19 protein-coding genes are annotated in these 21,339 nt (G+C 68.4%); 13 read left to right on the forward strand and 6 right to left on the reverse strand.

Annotated features, from left to right (window positions below; genetic code table 11):
* Positions 1–74: 74 nt before the first annotated feature.
* Entirely contained in the window at positions 75–1,907 is a 1,833-nt protein-coding gene (gene sppA / locus PHI64_RS03570) for a signal peptide peptidase SppA (protein ID WP_299878692.1), read from the forward strand.
* Between the two features lie 71 nt (positions 1,908–1,978).
* Here the strand turns inward: sppA and PHI64_RS03575 are convergent, their stop codons facing one another.
* Positions 1,979–2,317 (reverse strand): DUF2782 domain-containing protein, encoded by a 339-nt coding sequence (locus PHI64_RS03575; protein WP_299878695.1) that lies wholly within the window; start codon positions 2,315–2,317, stop codon positions 1,979–1,981.
* A 47-nt stretch (positions 2,318–2,364) separates the two neighbouring features.
* Positions 2,365–3,090, reverse strand: coding sequence for a TIGR00730 family Rossman fold protein (locus PHI64_RS03580; protein ID WP_299878698.1), 726 nt, complete (start codon positions 3,088–3,090; stop codon positions 2,365–2,367).
* 58 nt (positions 3,091–3,148) lie between these two features.
* Between PHI64_RS03580 and polA the strand changes: the two genes are divergently transcribed.
* The 6 genes from polA to PHI64_RS03610 all read left to right on the forward strand — a co-directional run bounded on the left by polA (position 3,149) and on the right by PHI64_RS03610 (position 9,990).
* Positions 3,149–5,869: a DNA polymerase I gene (gene polA, locus PHI64_RS03585; RefSeq protein WP_299878701.1), complete on the forward strand. Its 2,721-nt coding sequence runs from the start codon at positions 3,149–3,151 to the stop codon at positions 5,867–5,869.
* Positions 5,870–5,899: 30 nt separating this feature from the next.
* Positions 5,900–6,424: a DUF2242 domain-containing protein gene (locus PHI64_RS03590; protein WP_299878703.1), complete on the forward strand. Its 525-nt coding sequence runs from the start codon at positions 5,900–5,902 to the stop codon at positions 6,422–6,424.
* A 161-nt stretch (positions 6,425–6,585) separates the two neighbouring features.
* Entirely contained in the window at positions 6,586–7,755 is a 1,170-nt protein-coding gene (locus PHI64_RS03595) for a lytic murein transglycosylase (protein ID WP_299878909.1), read from the forward strand.
* Positions 7,752–8,591 (forward strand): NADPH-dependent 7-cyano-7-deazaguanine reductase QueF, encoded by an 840-nt coding sequence (gene queF / locus PHI64_RS03600; RefSeq protein WP_299878706.1) that lies wholly within the window; start codon positions 7,752–7,754, stop codon positions 8,589–8,591. Before PHI64_RS03595 ends, queF begins: the two co-directional genes overlap by 4 nt.
* Positions 8,588–9,646 carry a UDP-N-acetylmuramate dehydrogenase gene (murB, locus tag PHI64_RS03605; protein WP_299878709.1) on the forward strand — a complete coding sequence of 353 codons (1,059 nt, stop codon included), beginning with the start codon at positions 8,588–8,590 and terminating at the stop codon, positions 9,644–9,646. Before queF ends, murB begins: the two co-directional genes overlap by 4 nt.
* Positions 9,646–9,990, forward strand: coding sequence for a hypothetical protein (locus PHI64_RS03610; RefSeq protein WP_299878712.1), 345 nt, complete (start codon positions 9,646–9,648; stop codon positions 9,988–9,990). The genes murB and PHI64_RS03610 overlap by 1 nt, the downstream gene beginning before the upstream one ends.
* 8 nt (positions 9,991–9,998) lie before the next feature.
* Here the strand turns inward: PHI64_RS03610 and PHI64_RS03615 are convergent, their stop codons facing one another.
* The 4 genes from PHI64_RS03615 to PHI64_RS03630 all read right to left on the reverse strand — a co-directional run bounded on the left by PHI64_RS03615 (position 9,999) and on the right by PHI64_RS03630 (position 14,928).
* Positions 9,999–10,871 carry a ketopantoate reductase family protein gene (locus tag PHI64_RS03615; RefSeq protein WP_299878715.1) on the reverse strand — a complete coding sequence of 291 codons (873 nt, stop codon included), beginning with the start codon at positions 10,869–10,871 and terminating at the stop codon, positions 9,999–10,001.
* Positions 10,871–11,533: a retropepsin-like aspartic protease gene (locus PHI64_RS03620; RefSeq protein WP_299878719.1), complete on the reverse strand. Its 663-nt coding sequence runs from the start codon at positions 11,531–11,533 to the stop codon at positions 10,871–10,873. Before PHI64_RS03620 ends, PHI64_RS03615 begins: the two co-directional genes overlap by 1 nt.
* A gap of 24 nt (positions 11,534–11,557) precedes the next feature.
* A complete protein-coding gene (locus PHI64_RS03625) occupies positions 11,558–13,897 on the reverse strand; it encodes a transglycosylase domain-containing protein (protein WP_299878722.1) in 2,340 nt (779 codons plus the stop codon).
* 101 nt (positions 13,898–13,998) lie between these two features.
* Positions 13,999–14,928, reverse strand: a complete 930-nt coding sequence (locus PHI64_RS03630) for an AraC family transcriptional regulator (protein WP_299878725.1) — start codon at positions 14,926–14,928, stop codon at positions 13,999–14,001.
* Between the two features lie 140 nt (positions 14,929–15,068).
* Here PHI64_RS03630 and PHI64_RS03635 point away from each other — a divergent pair, with 140 nt between their 5' ends.
* From PHI64_RS03635 to PHI64_RS03660, 6 genes are all read left to right on the forward strand, one after another.
* Positions 15,069–15,776: an ABC transporter ATP-binding protein gene (locus PHI64_RS03635; RefSeq protein WP_299878728.1), complete on the forward strand. Its 708-nt coding sequence runs from the start codon at positions 15,069–15,071 to the stop codon at positions 15,774–15,776.
* A complete protein-coding gene (locus PHI64_RS03640; RefSeq protein WP_299878731.1) occupies positions 15,773–17,161 on the forward strand; it encodes an FtsX-like permease family protein in 1,389 nt (462 codons plus the stop codon). Before PHI64_RS03635 ends, PHI64_RS03640 begins: the two co-directional genes overlap by 4 nt.
* A 15-nt stretch (positions 17,162–17,176) precedes the next feature.
* On the forward strand, positions 17,177–17,965 hold the full coding sequence (locus tag PHI64_RS03645; RefSeq protein ID WP_299878734.1) for an outer membrane lipoprotein-sorting protein: 789 nt from the start codon (positions 17,177–17,179) through the stop codon (positions 17,963–17,965).
* 555 nt (positions 17,966–18,520) lie between these two features.
* The gene (locus PHI64_RS03650) at positions 18,521–19,804 is read left to right on the forward strand and encodes a hypothetical protein (RefSeq protein ID WP_299878737.1); all 1,284 of its coding nucleotides are present in this window, start codon (positions 18,521–18,523) and stop codon (positions 19,802–19,804) included.
* Between the two features lie 60 nt (positions 19,805–19,864).
* The gene (locus PHI64_RS03655) at positions 19,865–20,698 is read left to right on the forward strand and encodes an aldo/keto reductase (protein WP_299878740.1); all 834 of its coding nucleotides are present in this window, start codon (positions 19,865–19,867) and stop codon (positions 20,696–20,698) included.
* Positions 20,699–20,788: 90 nt separating this feature from the next.
* Positions 20,789–21,316 carry a MarR family transcriptional regulator gene (locus tag PHI64_RS03660; RefSeq protein WP_299878743.1) on the forward strand — a complete coding sequence of 176 codons (528 nt, stop codon included), beginning with the start codon at positions 20,789–20,791 and terminating at the stop codon, positions 21,314–21,316.
* Positions 21,317–21,339: the final 23 nt, after the last annotated feature.

Genomic DNA, 21,339 nt, shown 5'->3' on the forward strand with positions numbered 1-21,339 from the left:
CGGATTGGCGGTGCCCGCAAACCTTGGAGGCGGCTACAGGCCGCCAGGCCGCAGGGCCTGTTCTGGAGAGTGTGATGGATCGGAATGCACGGCCGGGTGTCGTGAGAAGTGTTGTCGGGGGGCTGTGGCGGGCGATTGACCGCTTTCGGCAGATCAGTCTCAACCTGCTGTTCATCGCAGTGGTGGTCTTTCTGGTGGCCGGCTGGCTGGCCGCCCGGCCGACACCCCTGCCTTCGGACGTGGCCTTGCTGATCGCGCCGAGCGGGCAGCTGGTCGAGCAGCGCACCGTGCGCAGCGCCATGAACGTGCTGCAGGGCGGCGACGGTATCCGCCAGATCCTGATGCGGGACGTAGTGGGCGCCATCCGCGCCGCCGCCACCGATCCGCGCATCAAGGCCCTGGTGATCGAAACCGACGGCCTGGCCGGCGCGGGCCTGCCCAAGCTGCAGGAAATCGCCGCGGCAGTGGCCGAATTCCGCAAGACGGGCAAGAAGGTCTATGCCCACGGCAAGAACTTCAACCAGGTCCAGTACCACCTGGCCGCCCAGGGCGATGAAGTCTTCGTCAGTCCGGACGGCTACGTCTTCCTGTCCGGGTTCGGGCGCTTTCCTACCTACTACAAGGGCCTCTTCGAGCAGATCGGGGTGAAGATGCAGATCTTCCGGGTGGGCACCTACAAGTCCTTTGTCGAGCCCTACACCCGCAGCGACATGTCGCCGGAAGATCGGGAAGCCACCCGCGACTATCTGGACGCGGCCTGGAAGGCCTATCAGGCCGACATCGTGGCCGTCCGCCCCAAGGCCGCCACCCACCTGGCCCGCTACGTGGGCGACACCGCGGCCCTGCTGGCGGAATCCGGTGGGGACGCGGCCCGCATGGCCCTGGACGCCGGGCTGGTGGATGGCCTGAAGACAGCCGACGAATGGCGCGACCACCTCAAGGCCCAACTCGGAGCCGGTGAGCAAGGCAAGGGTTACAAGCACGTGGACATGGGCACCTATATCTCGCGGATGCGCGATGAAGTCACCCCGCCCGAAGACAAGATCGGCGTGGTGGTGGCTCAGGGCGCCATCGTCGATGGCGAACAGCCCTCCGGCGTAGTGGGGGGTGACACCGTGGCCGGGCTGATCCGCCAGGCCCGGGAGGACAAGTCGGTCAAAGCCGTGGTGCTGCGGGTGGACAGCCCCGGAGGCAGCGCCACCGCCTCCGAGGTGATCCGGCGCGAGCTCGATCTGACCCGCCAGGCCGGCAAGCCGGTGGTCGTCTCCATGGGCTCGGTGGCAGCATCCGGCGGCTACTGGATCAGCATGGCAGCCGACGAGGTATGGGCTGGGCGCAGCACCCTCACCGGCTCCATCGGCATCTTCGCCATGCTGCCGGACCTGTCGGGCCCCATGAACAAGCTCGGCCTGGCGGTGGACGGCGTGGGCACCACGCCCCTGTCCGGCGGCCTCGACCCGCGTCGCCCCCTCGACCCGCAGGTGGCCGGCGTGCTCCAGCAAAGCATCGAGTTCGGCTACAAGCGCTTCATCGAGCTGGTGGGCAAAAACCGCAAGATGGACGTGGCCGCCGTGGATCAGGTGGCCCAGGGTCGCGTGTGGCTGGGCAGTCAGGCCAAGGAGAAAGGCCTGGTAGACAAGATTGGCGGGCTCGACGAAGCCATCAAGGCCGCCGCCAGCCGCGCCCACATCAAGGATTATGAGGTCAGCTACGTGGAGAAACCGCTGTCCCCGCGGGATCAGCTGCTCTCCAAACTGCTCGACAACGGAGAGGACGCCGAAGGCGCCCGGGCACAGGTGTCATTGGTGGACAGCATGCTGGCCAAGCTGCGCAGCGAGCTTGAAGGCCTGCGCCTGTGGAACGACCCGGGGCACATGTATCTGCACTGCCTGTGCGAGGCGCCCTGAGCAGGCGCCGGATTCAATGATTCCGTGGGGTCGAATTTATTCGACCCCACGGGGTATGACTCACCAGCGACTCACCAGCGCTTGATCACCCACTTGGGCACGCGGAGGCCGCTGTCCTGGGCGTCGCGGCGGGTGAAGTCGCCGTTGCCGATGTCGTCGTAGAGGTAGTAGGGCGCGCCCCCCGGCGGGGTGACCTTGACCATGTAGAGCTGACCATTGACCCGGTACTCCTCCACCGTGTCCTCACCTTTCTTCGTGATTGTGACCTGGGGCTCGGCGGCCTGGTCAAGCTCCATGCCTGGCGGCGGGGGCGGCGGCTCGGGGAGCGGTTCGAGCTTGGGGGGTTGCTGGGCCCAGGCCGGGGCGGCGAGGGCGAACAACAGGGCTGCAATGTAAGGTGCACGGGGCATTTCGTGATCTCCTGGCTATGCCGAGATTGTAACCCTTTGCCGTCCGGCTACAGGTTGAGCATCAGTTCGTGCTCTTCGGGAAGCGGCAGGAAACCGCGGCTCTGATAGTGGTCAAAGATGGCATCCACCACCTTCTCCGGTTCGTCAATCAGCTGCACCAGGTCAAGGTCGTCCGGGTTGATCATGCCCTCCTCTACCAACCTGTCCTTGAACCAATCAATGAGCCCGCGCCAGAAGGGCTCGTGCACCAGGATCACAGGAATCTTGCGGCTCTTGCCAGTCTGGATCAGGGTCATCGCCTCAAGCAGTTCGTCCAGGGTGCCGAAGCCACCAGGCATCACCACGTAGGCCGTGGCGAACTTGACGAACATGAACTTGCGCGCAAAAAAGTGCTGGAAAGTCTGGGAGATGTCCTGATAGGGGTTGGCCTGCTGCTCCATGGGCAGCTGGATGTTGAGCCCCACGCTGGGCGACTTGCCGAAGTAGGCGCCCTTGTTGGCCGCCTCCATGATGCCGGGGCCGCCGCCGGAGATCACCGAGAAGCCCGCGTCCGACAGCAGCCGGGCAATGCGCTCGGTGGTGGCGTAGTAGGGGTGATCGGGCTTGATGCGGGCGCTGCCGAAGATGGACACCGCCGGGCGGATGGGCTTGAGCCGCTCAGTCGCCTCGACGAACTCTGCCATAATCCCGAAAATCCGCCACGACTCCCTGGCCGTGAAGTTCTGCGCCGCCGTGCTCGGCGCCATCCGGGGAAGTTTGTCTTTTGCAGTCATTGTTTTTCTGATTGAGGAGTGCGGGAGGCCCGGCGTGCCCGGCCCTCCCCGATTGCCCATGCCGACCCTGCTGCTCGTCGACGGTTCCAGTTACCTCTACCGCGCCTTCCACGCCCTGCCCGACCTGCGCAACTCGTCCGGCGAACCGACCGGCGCCGTGCGCGGGGTGTTGTCCATGCTACGTCGCCTCGAATCCGACTACAAGGCGGAGTATCGCGCCTGCGTATTCGACGCCAAGGGCAAGACCTTCCGCGACGACTGGTTTCCAGACTACAAGGCCCAGCGCCCGCCCATGCCCGACGACCTGCGGGCCCAGATCGAGCCCCTGCACGAGGCCGTGAAGGCCGAGGGCTGGCCGCTGCTGATGGAAGAGGGCGTGGAGGCCGACGACGTGATCGGCACCCTCACCCGCCAGGCCGTGGACGCCGGCTGGGAGGTGGTGATCTCCACCGGCGACAAGGACCTCACCCAGCTCGTGCAGCCCGGCGTACGCTGGGTGAACACCATGAGCGAGGAAGTGCTGGATGAAGCCGGCGTCACCGCCAAGTTCGGCGTGCCGCCGAATCTCATCGTCGACTACCTCGCACTGATCGGCGACACCGTGGACAACGTACCTGGCGTGGAAAAGTGCGGCCCCAAGACCGCCGTCAAATGGCTCACCGAATACGGCAACCTGGACAATCTGGTGGCCAACGCCGACAAGGTGGGCGGCAAGGTGGGCGAGAACCTGCGCAAACACCTGGACTTCCTGCCCCTGGGCCGCAAGCTGGTCACCGTGGTCACCGACCTGCCCCTGCCGGTAGGCCCCGCCGACCTGCCCGCGCGGGATGACGACAAGGACGCCCTGGCGGCCATCTACCGGCGCATGGAGTTCAAGGGCTGGCTGAAGGAGCTGGAAGAGGGCGTACACCGCCCTGCCCCGGCGGCGGGCGAAACCCCGGCCATCGAGGCCCCGGGCGAACCCGGCGCCCACCGCACGGGCTACGAGACCCTGCTCGACCGCGCCGCCCTGGACGCCTGGCTGGCCAGGATCTCCGCCGCCAACCTCACCGCCTTCGACACCGAAACCACCGGCCTCGACCCCATGGTGGCCACCCTGGTGGGCATGTCCTTCGCCACCGTCGAAGGTGAGGCTGCCTACCTGCCCCTGGCCCACGGCTATGCCGACGCCCCGGCCCAGCTGCCCCTGGCCGAAGCACTCGACGTGCTGCGCCCCTGGCTCGAATCCGACACCCACCACAAGGTCGGCCAGAACCTCAAATACGACGCCCACATCCTGGCCAACCACGGCATCGCCCTGGCCGGCATTGCCGACGACACCCTGCTTGAGTCCTACATCCTCGAGAGCGACAAGTCCCACGACATGGACTCCCTGGCCAGCCGCCACCTGGGCCTCAAGACCCTCACCTATGCCGAGGTCTGCGGCAAGGGCGCCAAGCAGATCGGCTTTGGCGAGGTGGAGCTGGCCCGGGCCACCGAATACGCCGCCGAGGACGCCGACATCACCCTGCGCCTGCACCACGCCCTGTCGCGCCAGCTGGAGGCCGAACCCACCCTTGCCGCCCTCTACCGGGACGTGGAGCTGCCCACCGCCCGGGTGCTCTTCGAGATGGAGCGCAACGGCGTGCTCATCGACGACTTCCTGCTCGCCCAGCACTCCGAAGAGCTCGGCCGCCGCCTGCACGAGCTGGAGCTGCAGGCCCATGAACTGGCCGGCCAGCCCTTCAACCTGGGCTCCCCCAAGCAGCTCGGTGAAATCCTGTTCACCAAACTGGGCCTGCCCGTGGTCAAGAAGACCGCCACCGGCCAGCCGTCGACGGACGAAGACGTGCTCACCCAGCTGGCCGACGACTACCCGCTGCCCAAGCTGCTGCTGGAGCACCGCAGCCTGGCCAAGCTCAAGAACACCTACACCGACAAGCTGCCGCTGATGGTCAACCGCAAGACCGGCCGGGTGCACACCAGCTTCAGCCAGGCCGTGGCCGTCACCGGGCGCCTGGCCAGCACCGAACCCAACCTGCAGAACATCCCCATCCGCACGCCCGAAGGCCGCCGCATCCGCGCCGCCTTCATCGCCCCGGCCGGCCACCGTATCGTTTCTGCCGACTACTCCCAGATCGAACTGCGCATCATGGCCCACCTGTCCGCCGACCCGGGCCTGCTCAAAGCCTTCGCCGAAGGCGAGGACGTGCACCGCGCCACCGCCGGCGAGATCTTCGGCGTGACGCCCCTGGAAGTCACCAGCGAGCAGCGCCGCTACGCCAAGGTGATCAACTTCGGCCTGATCTACGGCATGAGCGCCCACGGCCTGGCCAAAAACCTGGGCATCGACCGGGTAGCCGCCGCCAACTACATCGACCGCTACTTCGCCCGCTACCCCGGCGTCGCCGCGTACATGGAGCGCACCCGCACGGAGGCCAAGGTCCAGGGCTATGTCGAAACGGTGTTCGGGCGCCGCCTGCACCTGCCCGAGATCCGCGCCCAGCAGGTGGGCCGCCGTCAGGCTGCCGAGCGGGCCGCCATCAACGCGCCCATGCAGGGCACCGCCGCCGACCTGATCAAGAAGGCCATGATCGCCACCTCGGCCTGGCTCAAGGCCAGCGGCGTCAAGTCAAAGCTGATCCTGCAGGTACACGACGAGCTGGTGCTCGAAGTGCCGGACGACGAAGTCGCCCTGATCCGCGAACAGCTGCCAAGACTGATGGCCGGCGTGGCGCAACTTTCCGTGCCCCTGGTTGCCGAAGTGGGCGTCGGCGCAAACTGGGACGAAGCCCATTGAGCCCCAACCCGGACCTGAAAACCCTCCCCCATGTACCACCGCTTTGCCGTTTTCCTGCTGAGCTTTGCTCTCGCGGCCTGCAGCAGCTTGTCGTCCAAGCCCAAGGACGAGAGCTATAAACTCGAGAACTTCACGCCCGACTCGCCCTATGAGCAATCCTTCGAGATCAAACCCGAAGCCGCGTGCGAGGCCGGACGCCGGGCGCTGCTCAGCCAGGGCTACCTGATCGACGAGAGCAAGCCGGACTCGGTGCGCGCCCGCAAATACTTCCAGCCCGACCGCAGCACCCAGATCCAGCTCACCTTCAGCCTGTTCTGCCTGGCAGAGGAGCAGGGTGATCACCAAGGCTCTGCAGTCTATGCCAACGTCCGCCAGGTGCGCGAAGAGCTCAAGGCCGGCTCCGCCAGCACCGGCCTCAGCGTCACCGGCATCGGCTCCCTGTCCCTGCCCTTCGGCGGCAACAACGAATCCCTGGTCAAGGTCGGCGAAGAAACCGTCACCGACGCCGAGTTCTACGGGCGCTTCTTCGCCCTGATGCAGTCCTTCATCCGATGATAAAGCCCAGCTTGCCCCCCTCTCATACAGGCACCCCTCTCCCTGCAGAGGCAACGTGTAGGGGCGACTTCAGTCGCCCATCCGCGCGCAATACTCTGCGCCGTTCGTTGCTCGACGTCAGTGGGCGACTGAAGTCGCCCCTACAGGGGGTAGCACTGGCGCTGTTCCTTGCCTCCGCCGCCCACGCCGCCGACACCCCCGACCCCGCCCGCTTCGCCCCCTGCGTGGCCGAGCTCAAATCCGGCGCCCTGGCCCGGGGGGTGTCCGCTGCCGGCTACGAGCGCCTCACCGCCAGCCTGCAGCCCGACCTGAAGGTGCTGGATTTCCTCGACTACCAGCCCGAGTTCCGCACCCCCATCTGGGACTACCTCTCCGGCCTGGTGGACGACGAGCGCGTGACCGACGGCCAAGCCATGCTCAAACAATGGGGCGACACCCTCAATGCCGTGGCCGCCCGCTACAAGGTAGACCCGGCCACCGTGGTCGCCGTGTGGGGAGTGGAAAGCAACTTCGGCCGCAACTTCGGCAGCCGTCCCCTGCTCACGTCCTTGTCCACCCTGTCCTGCTACGGGCGCCGCCAGGCCTACTTCCGTGGCGAGTTCTACGACGCCCTGAAGATCGTAGATGCCGGCGACGTGAAGGCCGAGCAGATGGTCGGCTCCTGGGCCGGCGCCTTCGGCCACACCCAGTTCATGCCCTCCACCTTCCTGCGTCTGGCCGTGGACTTTGACGGCGACGGCCGCCGCGACCTGGTGGGCAGCATCCCCGACGCCCTCGCCTCCACCGCCAACTTCCTCAAGAAAGCCGGCTGGCGCGAAGACGAAGTGTGGGGCTTTGAGGTGCGCCTGCCCGCCGGCTTCGACGCCAGCGGCGCCGGCCGGCGCAACAAACAGGCCCTGTCCGCCTGGGCCGCCCGGGGCGTCAAGCGCAGCGACGGCAGCCCCCTCGCTGGCGACGGCAGTGCCGGCCTGCTGCTGCCCGCCGGCCCCAAGGGCCCGGCCTTCCTGGTGTTCCGCAACTTCGACGCCATCTACGGCTACAACGCCGCCGAAAGCTACGCCCTGGCCATCGCCCACCTGTCCGACCGCCTGCGCGGCGGCGGCCCCTTCGCCACCCCCTGGCCCACCGACGACGCCGGCCTCTCCCGCGCCGAACGCCGGGAGGTACAGACCCTGCTCGCCGCCCGCGGTCACGCCATCGGCGCCATCGACGGCATGCTCGGCGACGCGAGCCGCGCGGCGATCCGGGTCGAACAGCAGCGCCTGGGGCATAACGTGGATGGGCGGGCGGGGCAGAAGCTGTTGAAGGCGCTCAAGGAGAATCGTGGATGAGTGCCCCCCATCAACCCGACGCCTCCCCCCTCGGCAAGGCCGTCTCCTACGCCGAGCACTACGCCCCCGAGCTGCTCTTTCCCATCTCTCGCCAGGGCAAGCGGGACGAGATCGGCATCGCCCCCGGCGCCCTGCCCTTCGTCGGCGAAGACCTGTGGACAGCCTTCGAGCTGTCGTGGCTCAGCCCCCGGGGCAAGCCCGAGGTCGCCCTGGCCCACTTTCGGGTGCCGGCGGATTCGCCCAACATCGTCGAATCCAAGTCCTTCAAGCTCTACCTGAACGCCTTCAACCAGACCAGCGTGGCCAGCGTGGCCGAGCTGGAGGCGACCCTGGCGCGGGATCTGTCGGCTGCGGCCGGCGCGCCGGTGATGGTGCAGGTGGAGCCCCTGTCGGGCCGGCCCCGGCGGGCCATCGGCTATCCCGAGGGTGTGCTGCTGGACACCCTGGACATCGCGGTAGACCGCTACACCCCCGACCCCGGCCTGCTGCGCGCCGCCGCCGGCCAGCCGGAGGTGGAGGAGACCCTGTATTCCCACCTGCTCAAGTCCAACTGCCTGGTTACCGGCCAGCCGGACTGGGGCATGGTGGTGATCCGCTACCGGGGCGCGCCCATCGACCGGGAAGGGCTGCTGCGCTACATCATCTCCTTCCGCCGCCACAACGAATTCCACGAGCAGTGCGTGGAGCGCATCTACACCGACCTGCTGCGCCAGTGCCGGCCCAGCGAGCTGTGCGTGTGGGCCCGCTACACCCGCCGCGGCGGGCTGGACATCAACCCCTGCCGACGTACTGCAGGTCTATCTGCCCCGGCCCCCATCGCCGAGGTTAGACAATGAGCCGCAATCCCACCGTCTCCGCCGACAGCCTGCTGCGCCAGGGCGTGGCCCTCGACAGCCTCAACACCCTGCGCCTGCCCGCCCGGGCCGCCTGGTTCGCCGCGGTGGATGACGTGGACGGCCTGCGCGCCGTGCTCGACGACCCGCGGGTGGCCGGCCTGCCCCGGCTGGTGATCGGCGGTGGCTCCAACCTGGTGCTCACCGGCGACTTTCCCGGCCTGGTGCTGCACGTGGTCTTCCACGGCCGCAGCCGGGTGCAGGAAGACGCCGAGGCCTTCTTCGTCCGCGCAGGTGGTGGCGAGAACTGGCACGACTTCGTGCGCTGGACCCTGGAGATGGGCTGGCCCGGCCTGGAGAACCTGTCCCTGATCCCCGGCACCGTCGGCGCCGCGCCTGTGCAGAACATCGGCGCCTACGGCATCGAGATGGCCGAGCATTTCTACAGCCTGCGCGCCTACGACCTCGAAACCGGCAAGACCGTCGGCTTCGACAAGCGCGACTGCGCCTTCGGCTACCGGGACAGCTTCTTCAAGCAGGCTGGCAAGGGTCGCTACCTGATCGCCGCCGTCACCTTCCGCCTGCCCAAGGCGTGGAAAGCCAACACCGGCTACGCCGACGTGGCCCGGGAGCTGGAGGCCCGGGGCATCGCCGAGCCCAACGCCCTGCAGGTGTCGGACGCGGTCATCGCCATCCGCCGCCGCAAGCTGCCCGACCCGGCCGAGATCGGCAACGCCGGCAGCTTCTTCAAGAACCCGGTGGTGAGCGCCACCGAGCACGCACGCCTCATCGCCCTGCACCCGGGCCTGCCCAGCTATCCGCAGCCCGACGGCCGGGTCAAGCTGGCTGCCGGCTGGCTGATCGAACAGGCCGGCTGGAAGGGCCGGCGCCTGGGCCCGGTGGGCTGCTACGAGAAGCAGGCCCTGGTGCTGGTGAACCACGGGGGCGCCACCGGCGCCGACGTGATCGCCACCAGTGCCGCCGTGCGTGCCGATGTGCGCACCCGCTTTGGCGTCGAGCTGGAACCCGAGCCGGTGTTTGCCGGCCCCGCCGCCTGATGCCGCCCCTGCCCCCCGAGGACACTCCGGTGCCCGCCGCCCCGCGCCCGCCCGCCCGCTTTCTGACCAAGCTGCTACGGCCCGGCCCCTTCCTGTTCATCGGCATCGTCTTCATCGCCCTGGGCCTGACCGCCCTCAGCTATACGGCCGTGCCCGCCTTCGAGAACCTGGTCGCCGCCTTCTCCGGTGGCGTGGACCACCCGGACGGCCTCAATACCGAGGCCAACTGGAGCATGTTCATGGGCATGGCCTTCGGGCTGGTGGCCTTCGTCGGTGGCGTGCTGGTGATGGGTGGCAGCTTCCTGATCCGCACCCACGTACGGGATTACGACAACCTGTCCTGAGGCGCCGCTCAGGTTTGAGAAAGCCTCCGGACCAGGGTGAACACGGCCCGGTGGGTAGGCAGCTCGACACCACCGGCCTCCGCCATGGCCAGCAGGGTGCCGGTGATGGCATCGATCTCGGTGCGCCGGCCGGCCAGTACGTCCTGCAGCATGCTGGCGCGGTTGCCCGCCGTGGCGGTCGCCACGGCCACCACGCGGGCCAGTGCCGCGCCTTCGTCCAGATCCAGCCCGGCAGTCCGCAGCACCGGCCAGGCCTCACGCACCAGGGCCTCCAGCAACACCCGATGCGGAGGTTCCAGCAAAGCCCCGTTGGGTACCCGGAAGAGGGCGGCCAGCGGGTTGATGGCCACATTCACCAGCAGCTTGGCCAGGCGTGCAGCGGCAATAGCGGGCTCCGTCCGGGCACGGAAACCCGCCGCCGACAAGCATTCGACCACCGCCTCGAAGCCTGGCGGCAGCAGGGTCTCGCCAGCCCCGGCAGGCTGCACTCGTAGCCCATCATGAAACGCGCCCTCGGTGGTGATGCCCTGGCCCACCGGCAGGCTGCCGCATTCGGCCCGCAAGGTCGCCTCGACCAGCCCGTTCTGCAGCGACAGCACGCCCCGCGGCTGCAGGGCCAGGGCGGTACGGGCGGCCCCGGCGGTGTCGCCGGTCTTCACCAGCAGGATCACCCAGTCGGCTTCGGGCAATGCCCCCGGGGCGAAGACCTCGGGCACGAACAGCCGCGACCCCACCTGCACCCCGGCACGCAGCGCGTCTGCCCGGGCGGCATTGCGCGCCACCAGGGCCACCGGACCGAATGCCGCCAGGCGGGCTGCAAAGTGCAGCCCCAGGGCGCCGGCACCGACGATGGCCAGGGGGTAGCGGCAGGGGGTGGTCATCACCGCGCGCCCACTGCGGGTGAAACAGTCAGGCGCCGCCCTTCCTGCGCCAGGTTGAAGTGCTTCAGCACGTTCATGCCCAGCAAGGCCTGCTCACCCATGCCGGGCATCACCGCGACGCTGGCGTTGCGCACCTCGAAGGGGCCGAAACGCAAGGACGGCACACGGCCGACGCAGGCTTCGGTGGTGCCGTTGGCGGTGTGGAAGGTCTGCTTGCGGCAGCAGCCGGGCTCGCTGCCGGCGCTGAGGTCGAAGCCAATGGCGGGGCATTCGCGAATGCCGATGCGCTCCCCCAGCTGACGGGGAATGGCGGTGACGCTGGCTCCCGTGTCCACCAGGAACTGGATGGGCACGGCGCCCACCGCGCCGCTCACCTCATAGTGGCCGCCCCGCCCCATACGCAATTCGAGGCTGCCGTCGGCCACCACCTGGAAAGTGGTGTCACCCTTGCTGCCCGACAGCCAGTAGCTGGCGCCCAGGGTGCCCAGGCCGATCAGCGCCGTCCAGAACACGGCCGGCAGCAGCCAACCGCCGCCAGTGCGCGGGACAGGAGCAGCCTGGCCGTCCACGCGCAGACGTGCCCGCACCTCCTGCAGGCGGCGTTCCTTCTCCTCATCAGGCAGGGTGAAACGCCGTGCCTCCTGTTGATCCCTGTCATCCACCAGACTGTCTCCTTGCCCCGGGGCTCATTGTTGCGCCGGGATGATAGCGGGTTCGGGCGCCGTCTCAGCGTCAGGGGCCGGCGGCGGCGAGGATGGCGGCACGGTCTCCACGGGCTGCGGCGGCGGCACCGGCTGAATCGGCGCCTGAGATGGCACCTGAGGTCTGGGACGCCGGGGAGCAGGCCTGGGTTCCGGCTCGGGTTCGGGAGTGGCCCACAGGCTGCTCACCCAGCGCCAGCCGCGCTGCAGCAGGCTGGGCTCCTCCCGGGACACGAAGCGCTGGCGCGGATCGATGAGACGGTTGGCGAGGGCGTAGTGAAAGGCATCGCCGACGATGGGCAGGGCACTGCGGGCACCCTGCCCCCAGTAGTCGCTGCGCAGGGTGATGCGGTTATCGTTGAAGCCGACCCAGGCGCCGGCCACCAGTTGCGGGTGCATCAGGATGAACCAGCCGTCGGTGTTGTCCTGGGTGGTGCCGGTCTTGCCGGCCAGGTCGGCGCGCAGGCCGAACTGGTTGCGGATGGCCGCACCGGTACCCCGGTCCACCACGCCACGCATCACGTCGAGCAGGGTGTAGGCCACGCCGGGGTCGAGGGCGGCCTCCGGCGCCACCGGGGCGAACTCTTCCAGCACCTGCCCACTGCGGTCCTCGATGCGGGTGACCAGCACCGGCTCGGTGTAGCCGCCGCCATTGGCCAGGGTGGCGTAGGCCGCCACCATCTCCCTGAGGGTCACGGGACTGGTGCCCAGGGCCAGGGAAGGCACCTCCTCCAGGGGGCTCTGGCGCACACCCATCTTCTTCGCCAACCGGGCCACCTGGGCCGGACCGATCTCGTCCATCAGCTGGGCGGTGATGCGGTTGCGGGAGTACACCAGGCCGTCGCGCAAACTTACCGGCTTGCCACTGGGCGGGGATTCGTCGGTGGGGCGCCACACCTCGCCGTCGCGCAGGGGAATCTCCACCTCCCTGTCGATGATGGTATCGGCGGGCGTCATGCCCTTGTCGAAGGCCGCGCCATACACGAAAGGCTTGAAGGTGGAGCCCGGCTGGCGGCGGGCCTGGGCCACGTGGTCGAAGGGGTCACTCTGAAAGTCCCGGCTGCCCACCCAGGCGCGCACCTGGCCGGTCCGCGGGTCGAGGGCCAGGAAGCCCACCTGAAGACGGGTTTTGTCCTGCCGCAGGGCCTCGGTAAAGGCCCGGTCGGCCAGCAGGCGAGCCAGGGCCGCGTCGGCGGCCTCGCCTCGGGCCAAGGCGGCACGATAGTCCTTGGACTCCCGGGCCAGGGCCTCCACCAGCTCCGGGCTGCCCACCCAGCCCTTGCGCCCGGACCAGGCCTGATCCGCCAGGGCCTGGAGCTGACGGCCCCGGCGCTGCACCGCCTGGGTGGCCTGGGCCTGCAGGCGGCTGTCCAGGGTGGTGCGCACCACCAGCCCGTCAGCGTAGATGTTGTACCCGTGGCTGTCGGCCCAGGCGATGAGCTGCTTGCGGATCTGCTGGGCGAAATGGGGCGCCGGGCCGGGGGCTTCCAGCTGGCGCTCGAAGTCGATGCGCAGGGGCTTCTTCTGCAGGGCCGCCAGGCGGGCCTCGTCGAGCTTGCCGCGCTTGACCATCTGGGCCAGCACGGTGTTGCGCCGGGCCACCGCCCGCTCCGGGTTGAGCACCGGGTTGTAGTAGCTGTTGCCCTTGAGCATGCCCACCAGAGTGGCGGCTTCCAGCACGTCCAGGCTGCGCGCCGGCTTGTCGAAATAGGTGCGCGCCGCCATCTCGATGCCCCAGGCGTTGTAGAGAAAGGGCACGGTGTTGAGGTAGGTCTCGAGGATCTCGTCCTTGGAGTACAGAGCCTCGATCTTGAAGGCGGTGATGGCCTCCTTGAGCTTGCGGGTCAGGGTGGGTGCCCGGCCGATCTCGTCGGGGAAGAGGTTGCGTGCCAGTTGCTGGGTGAGGGTCGAGCCGCCCTGCTTGTCACCGCTGAAGGTATGCAGGGCCGCCCCGCCCAGGCGGTAGAAGTCGATGCCATGGTGCTCGTAGAAGCGGTGGTCCTCGGTGGCGATCAGGGCCGCCGTCACCTGGGGCGAGATCCGCTCCAGCCCCACCCACTCCCGGTTGGCCCACTTGAACACCGCCAGCTCCTTGCCATCGGCCGACAGCACCCGTGCCGGCTGCTCCAGCTTGGCCTTGCGGATGTCGCGGATACCCGGGGTGAAGGGGATCAGGATGAGGCTGTAGACCAGCAGCAGCGCCGGCAGGGCAGCAAGCCCCAGCAGCAGCTCCCGGCGGGTCGGGCGACGCAGACGGGACAGCCAGGGAGCAGGGACACGCGGCAGACCGGCAAGAGCCTGCCTCAGGCGGAGGAGCAAAGACATCGGGGCAAGGGTGACGCTCGGAAGCCACGGGTTTTAACACATATCCCGGTGGGGTCGTCCGTGGCCGAGTGAATTCGACCCCACGTGCGCCGGTTCCGGGCTCAGTCAGGCAGCTGGCTCTCGCTGAAACCCCACAGGCGGTAAGCCCAGAAGCTTTCGTCGGCAAAGATGCGGCGGCGCAGTTCGGCGGGGGGGAAGCCGGTAACACGACGGCTCTGGCGGGACAGGTGGGATTGATCGGCGTAGCCGCTGCTGCTGGCCACGTCGCTCCAGTTCACCTCCCCGGAGCGGCCTGCCACCACGGCATCGAAGAAGGCCTGCTCGGAACGGCCCATGCCGCGCAGCTCGCGCAGGGGCTGGCCTGTCCATTGCTTGATGCGTCGCTCCACCTGCCGCACGCTGCGCCCCCAGCCCGACACCGACGCGCGCAGGGCGAGATTGCGCGACCAATCGGCATACACCCGGACTGGCGAAGTCGCGTCGGGGCGGAGCTGCTGCCAGCGGGGCGTCAGAAAAGCATCCATGAGGGCGACCCGGCTCGCATCATCGGGAGCCTCATCCACCGCCCGGCACAGGGCCATCCACGGCGCATCGAGTACCTCGGCGGCGGGCACGATGCGGTTGAGGAAGGCGCCCGGGTCCAGGCCGGTGAGCTGGCCCAGGGCGTCGGGCATGAGCATCAATATCATGGCGTGCATGGGCCCCGGGTTGCGGCTGATCACCGGCCGGTTGAAGGGGCCGCAGAAGGTGATGCGGTCCGGCAGGGGCCGGCCGGGCGTGTCGGGGGCGGCAGGCCGGTGAGGGTCGAGCATCTCCGCCTCGCCGCTGAAGTACCAGACCAGGGAGCACACCGGGGTGGCGGGAAAGTGGTTGTAGCGGTCGCGCTCGGCCAGCTGCACGCCGCGGGTGTCGCGGCTCATCACCGCGCGCAGGCAGGACGACAAGGCAGCGCGGGGCAACCACAGCTCGGAACGGGCGGTGGAGAGCGAGGTAGCCCGCTCATCGAAGGGGGTCGGGTCGATCCTGAACATGCCCGCAGTATAGGGAGCGCAGCCGGCCGCGGCAGCCCTCCGCGATGTCGGAAACGTACAATACCCCCCTTCTGCCCGCTGGGTAGGATGCGCTCCGGTCGGCCCGGGGTCGGCCATGCCCAGAGTCTTCAGGAAATGCCATGCATCCGGTCAGTTTGCGTCAGGTAGGCAAGACCTACCGTCTCGGGTCGGTGGACGTACCGGCCCTCAGCGACATTACCCTCGACATCCGCCAGGGTGCCTTCACGGTGCTGGCCGGCCCCTCGGGCAGCGGCAAGACCACCCTGCTCAACCTCATCGGCTGCATCGACACCCCCGACCAGGGCGAGATCACCGTAGCCGGGCATCAGGTGCAGTCGATGCCCGACGACGCCCTGTCGGATTTCCGTGCCCGCCACATCGGCTTCATCTTCCAGAACTTCAACCTGATCCCGGTGCTCAGCGCCCGGGAGAATGTGGAATATCCCCTGGTCCTGGCCGGCGTGGCCGCCAGCGAGCGCCACCGCCGGGTGCAGGCCCTGCTGGACGCGGTAGGCCTGTCGGACCGCCAGCACAATCTGCCGGCCCAGCTCTCCGGCGGCCAGCGCCAGCGGGTGGCGATTGCCCGGGCCCTGGCCACCGCGCCGCGGCTGGTGCTGGCCGACGAGCCCACCGCCAACCTGGACAGCCACACCGGCGCCGACATCATCACCCTGATGCGCCGCCTGCAGCGCGAACAGGACGTGTCCTTCGTGTTCTCGTCCCACGACCCCCAGGTGCATGCCGAGGCCGACGAGATCATCTTCATCCGCGACGGGCGCATCACCGGCATCGAAGCGGGCCGCGACACGACGAGAGGCCAAGCGTGAATACCGTATCCCTGGCCCTGCGCAACCTGCTGCGCAACCGCCGCCGCTCCCTCACCACCCTGCTCGCCATGGTGGTGGGCCTGGTGGCTATCCTGCTGTTCGGCGGCTATCGCTCCAACATCATCTACGGAACGCAGACCGGCTTCGTGCAGCAGACCGGCCACCTGCAGATCCAGCGCCGGGGCTACTTCGTCGATGGGGGCGACAACCCCACCGCCTACGGCATTGCCGACTACCCGCGCCTGCTCGAACGGATCCGCCAGGCCCCGGCGCTGGCCCCCATGCTGGTGATTGCCACGCCCACCCTGCAGCTGGGTGGCATTGCCGGCAACTTTTCCGCCGGGGTGTCCCGCTCGGTGATGGCCACCGGCCTGATCCCCGAAGACCGCAACCGCATGATGCAGTGGAACGACCTGGGCGTGGTGAGCTATGCCCAGCCCCTGCCCCTGGCCGGTGCCGCCGAGGACACGGTGGTGGTCGGCACGGGGGTGGCGCGCAAGCTTCAGCTGTGTGCGCTGCTCGACGCCGCAGACTGTCAGCCGGCAGCTGCCCCCACCGTGCTGGACGGAGCGGCGCTGCCCGACGACATCGCCGCCCTGTCGCTCCTAGAAAAGGCCGGCCCGACCGCCCCCCCCGGCAATCGCATCGAAATGCTCGCCGCCACCGCCCGGGGCGCGCCCAACGTGGCCAGCCTCAACGTAATCAAGGCCAGCAACATGGGCATCAAGGCCCTCGACGACATGTACATGGCCATGCACCTGGCCCAGGCCCAGCGCCTGATCTTCGGCACCGGCACGCCCCAGGTCACCGCCATCCTGGTACAGCTCAAGCACACGGCGCAGATCCCGCCCGCCCGCGAGGTGCTGAGCCGGCTGCTGGCCGAGCACTTTCAGGACGCCGACCTGGAGATCCTCGACTTCGATACCCTCAACCCGATCTACCGGCAGACCAATGAGTTCATGGACTCCATGTTCGGCTTCATCGCCCTGCTGATTGGCGTGATCGTGCTGTTCACCATCGGCAACACCATGAGCACGGCGGTGGTGGAGCGCACCACCGAGATCGGCACCCTGCGGGCCATGGGCCTGCGCCGCGCCGGCATCCGCCGCCTGTTCGTGTGTGAGGCCCTGCTGCTGGGGATCGCCGGGTCGGTGCTGGGAGTGCTGGGTGCGCTGCTCATCGCCTACGCCATCAACCACAGCGGCTGGTCGTGGACGCCGCCGGGCTATTCCTACGCCTACCTGATCCTGGTGCGTGTCGGAGAGGATCTGCCCCTGCTTCTCGGCAGCGTGACCGGCATGCTGGCCGTTACCCTGCTGTCCGCCTGGTGGCCGGCGCGCCGCGCAGCCCGCCTGGTGATCGTCGACGCCCTGCGCCACGCCTGAAGCATGAAGACACCCATGAGAACACTCCGCCATCTCATCGCCCCCGTGCTGGCCTGCACCGGCCTGATGCTGGCCGCCCCCGCCACCCGGGCGGCGCCCAGCCCCCAGGAGATCCTGGTGGCCAGTGACGCGGTGCGCAACCCGGACTTCCCCTTCGGCCTCACCAACACCCTCACCGAGTACCGCCAGGGCAAGCAGACCGACAGCAGCACCCTGGCCATCTACTCCCGGGCCGACCCCCACGGCGGGCAGTTCCGCAGCCTGGTGCGCTACGTGGCCCCGGCCCGGGACGCCAGCAAGCTGATTCTCTTCAACGGCAAGGACCTGTGGTTCTACGACCCGGCCAGCAAGGCCAGCATCCGCCTGTCGCCCCAGCAGCGCCTGCTCGGCCAGGCCTCCAACGGCGACGTGGTGACGGTGAACCTGGCCCGGGACTACCAGGCCACCAGCGCCGTCGAGGAAGACACCCAGGACGGCGACCGCCAGACCCGCCGCAGCCACCGCCTCAGCCTGTCGGCCAGCACCCCGGACGCCACCTACGCGCGCATCGACATGTGGGTTGACCTGAGCACCGCCCGCCCCCTCAAGGCGCGCTTCTACGCCGACAGCGGCAAACTCCTGAAGACCGCCTACTACCGCCGCTATCAGAGCATCTTCGGCATCCAGCGCCCCACCGAGACCGTGATCATCGACGGCCTGGAGCCCCACTGGGTCACCGTGATGCGCTACACCGACTGGGTCAAGCGCGAGGTACCCGAAGCCTGGCTGCAACGGGACTACCTGCCCCGCTTCAAGCCCGAATGACCCTGCCCGGCGCCCTCTGCCCCCCGTGGGGTCGAATTCATTCGACCCCACGGGAGAGTCGCGCTGGCCGTTGATGACCTGCATTTCCGGTCCCCTCTGGCGCGCCGACTGGAGGGCTCGGCAGGCGGAAAAGGGCTGCGCATGTCTGAGCCCGCTGGGCGAGTTTGCGCAGACCCCGCCTGACGGGCCCGGAAAGAGGGAACCCCCGAAGGGGGCGCGACAGCGGGGTACGTTTTCTTGCCTTCTTCTTTGTCGTACAACAAAGAAGAAGGTCGCCCGCCGGGGGCGAGTCCCCGGCCAATGTGACGTAAGAGAACGAAAAACCGTCCCGTAAGCGCTCACCGGTTCGCGGCCGAACAAACGGAATGAGTCAACAATGTTCGGGCGAACGTCCAGAAATCGCTTCCACCCCGGAAGCCAAGGCTCTCCAAGCCCAGCGGGCCTGCTCGGGATAGTGTTTACATACCGAATGCGAACAGTGCCAATGAATTCGACCCCACGGAGAAAATCCCTGAGCCCAGAGTGTCAGACGAACTCGTGCAGAGGGGAAACAGGATGAATCCAGCCCCACCGACCTCTCCACCCACCCTCGGACTGGCCGTAGTCCTGCTGCTGGCTGCCAGCCCGGCGGCCGCCCAGGACGCCGACCTCGACGCCCTGACGCTCGCTGACACCACACCCAGCGAGGTCGCCGCCCCCAGCGACTGGCGGCGTTTCATGGAGATCGGCCTAGGCAGCAGCCACCTGCGCGGCAGCGGCGACACCCGGAGCAACCGCCGCCTGTCCCTCGACATCCAGTACGACGGCACATTGGCCCCCGGCTGGCGCGCCCTGCTGGCCAACCGCCTGGACCTCAGCCAGCCCGCCCTGCGGGACGGCGAGCACGCCATCAACACCCTCAAGGAAGCCTACCTGAGCTGGCGCGCCCGGCCGGACAGCCTCATCGACCTGGGGCGCATCAACGTTCGCCACGGTGTGGCCACGGGCTACAACCCCACCGACTACTTCCGTGCCGGCGCGGTGCGGGCCGCCGTTTCCATCAACCCCGCCAGCCTCAAGGAAAACCGCCAGGGCAGCGTAATGCTGCGCGGCCAGCAGCTATGGGAGGGCGGCTCCCTGAGCGCACTGCTGTCACCGGGCCTGGGCCACGCGCCGGAGCCCGAAGGCCTCAACCCCGACCTGGGCGCCACCAACCGGCAACACCGCGGCCTGCTGGTTCTGAGCCAGCGCGTCGGCAACCTCACCCCCCAGCTGCTGGCCTACCAGCAGGAAGGCCAGCCCACCCAGCTCGGCCTGAATCTCACCAGCCTTGTCGGCGCGGCCACGGTGCTACACCTGGAAAGCAGCAGCGGGCGCAGCCCCGATCAGCTTGCCCAAGCCCTGCCTGCCCTGGCTCCCTGCTCCTGCAACGGCTGGCACAACCGCCTGTCCGCCGGCCTCACCCACACCACCGCCAGCAAGCTGACCCTCACCGCCGAATACCACCACAACAGCGCCGGACTGGACGGGGACGACTGGCGGCGCCTGCGCCAGGGCCCCACGCCGGTCTATGCCCTGTATCGCCAGTGGGCCGCCAGCGCCCAGGAGATGCCCACCCGGCGGGCCCTATTTGTGCACGGCACCTGGCAGGACGCCCTGCTCCCCCGCCTCGACCTGAGCGCCATGCATACCCTCGACCTCACCGACCGGAGCCGGCGCAGCTGGCTGGAGGCTCGCTACCACCAGGAGCGGCTGGATTACGCCCTCCAGTGGCAGGCCCACAGCGGCGGCGGCACCAGCGTCTTCGGCGCCCTGCCCGAGCGGCGCGGCTGGCAGCTCAGCCTGCGCTACTACTTCTAGCCCGGAACCGCGCAGAACGGTGCCGGTCTCACTGGCTCCTCGCCTTACGGGAAGCCCCCCATGACCGTTCCCCTCGCCCCCAGCCTGACCCTCACCAACGGTGTCCGCGTCCCCCTGCTCGGCCTCGGCACCTGGCCCATGAACGACGACGAAGCCGCCGTCACCGTTGCCGAAGCCCTGCGCCTGGGCTACCGCCACCTGGATACCGCCGAGAACTACGGCAACGAACGCGGTGTGGGCGAAGGCCTGCGCCGCGCCGGCCTGCCCCGCGAAGAAGTCTTCATCACCACCAAGTTCAACCGTCAGTGGCACAGCGTGGACGGTGCACGCCAGGCCTGCGAGGCCAGCCTGGCCCGGCTCGGCGTGGACTACATCGACCTGCTGCTGGTGCACTGGCCCAACCCCGACCAGGGCCGCTATGTCGAGGCCTTCCAGGGGCTGGTGAAGCTGCAGGAGGCGGGCAGGGTACGCGCCATAGGCACCTCCAACTTCAAGCCGGCCCACCTGCAACGCCTCTTCGACGAAGGCCTGGTGCCCCACCTCAACCAGATCCAGCTCGACCCCTGGCATCACCGCGACGACCTTCTGGCCATCCATCACCAGAAAGGCATCACCACCGGCGCCTGGCGCCCCCTGGGCTGCGGCAACGCGATGCTCGCCGACCCGGTCATCACCGCCATCGCCACCGCCCATGCACGCACCCCGGCGCAGGTGGTGCTGCGCTGGATCGTGCAGCAGGGCATCATCGCCACGCCCAAGTCCGCCAACCCACTACGCCTCGCCCAGAACCTGGACATCTTCGGCTTCACCCTGAGCCCTGCCGAGATGGCCGCCCTCGACACCCTCGACCGCCCCGACCCCGACATGCTCGACGCAGACAGCTTCGGGCACTGAAACACGTCACCCCGCACCGGCGAAGCGGCACCCCAATCCGTCAGTTATTTCTGTATTGACAGAAATAACTGACGGCGTACCATGTTCGCCATGGAACTGAAACCGATAGCCGAACGCTTTGTGCTCCACTGGGGCGAGATGGGCTCACGCTGGGGCGTCAATCGCACCGTGGCCCAGGTGCACGCCCTGCTCTACCTGTCGGGCCGCCCCATGGACGCCGAGGAGATCACCGAAACCCTCGGCGTGGCACGCTCGAATGTCAGCACCAGCCTCAAGGAGCTGCAGTCCTGGAACCTGGTGCGGGTGGTGCACCTGAAGGGCGAGCGCCGCGACCACTTCGAAACCTCGGCCGACGTCTGGGAGCTGTTCAAGCTGATCGTCGCCGGCCGGCGCCAGCGGGAGATCGACCCGACCGCCACGGCCCTGCGGGAATGCCTGGCCAACCCGGCCATTGCCGATGAAGAAGAAGGCACCCGCCAACGCATCGAGGACACCCTCAAGTTCATCGAGATCATGAGCAGCCTGGCCGACGAGATGCTCCGCTACAAACCCGAAACCCTGATGAAGACCCTGGGCGTCAGCGCCCGCATCAGCCAGGCCATCCGCCGCAAGGACTGACCCGCCCCTTACAGCCAGAACGG

The sequence above is a fragment of the Zoogloea sp. genome (assembly GCF_028689785.1).
Classification (GTDB): domain Bacteria; phylum Pseudomonadota; class Gammaproteobacteria; order Burkholderiales; family Rhodocyclaceae; genus Zoogloea.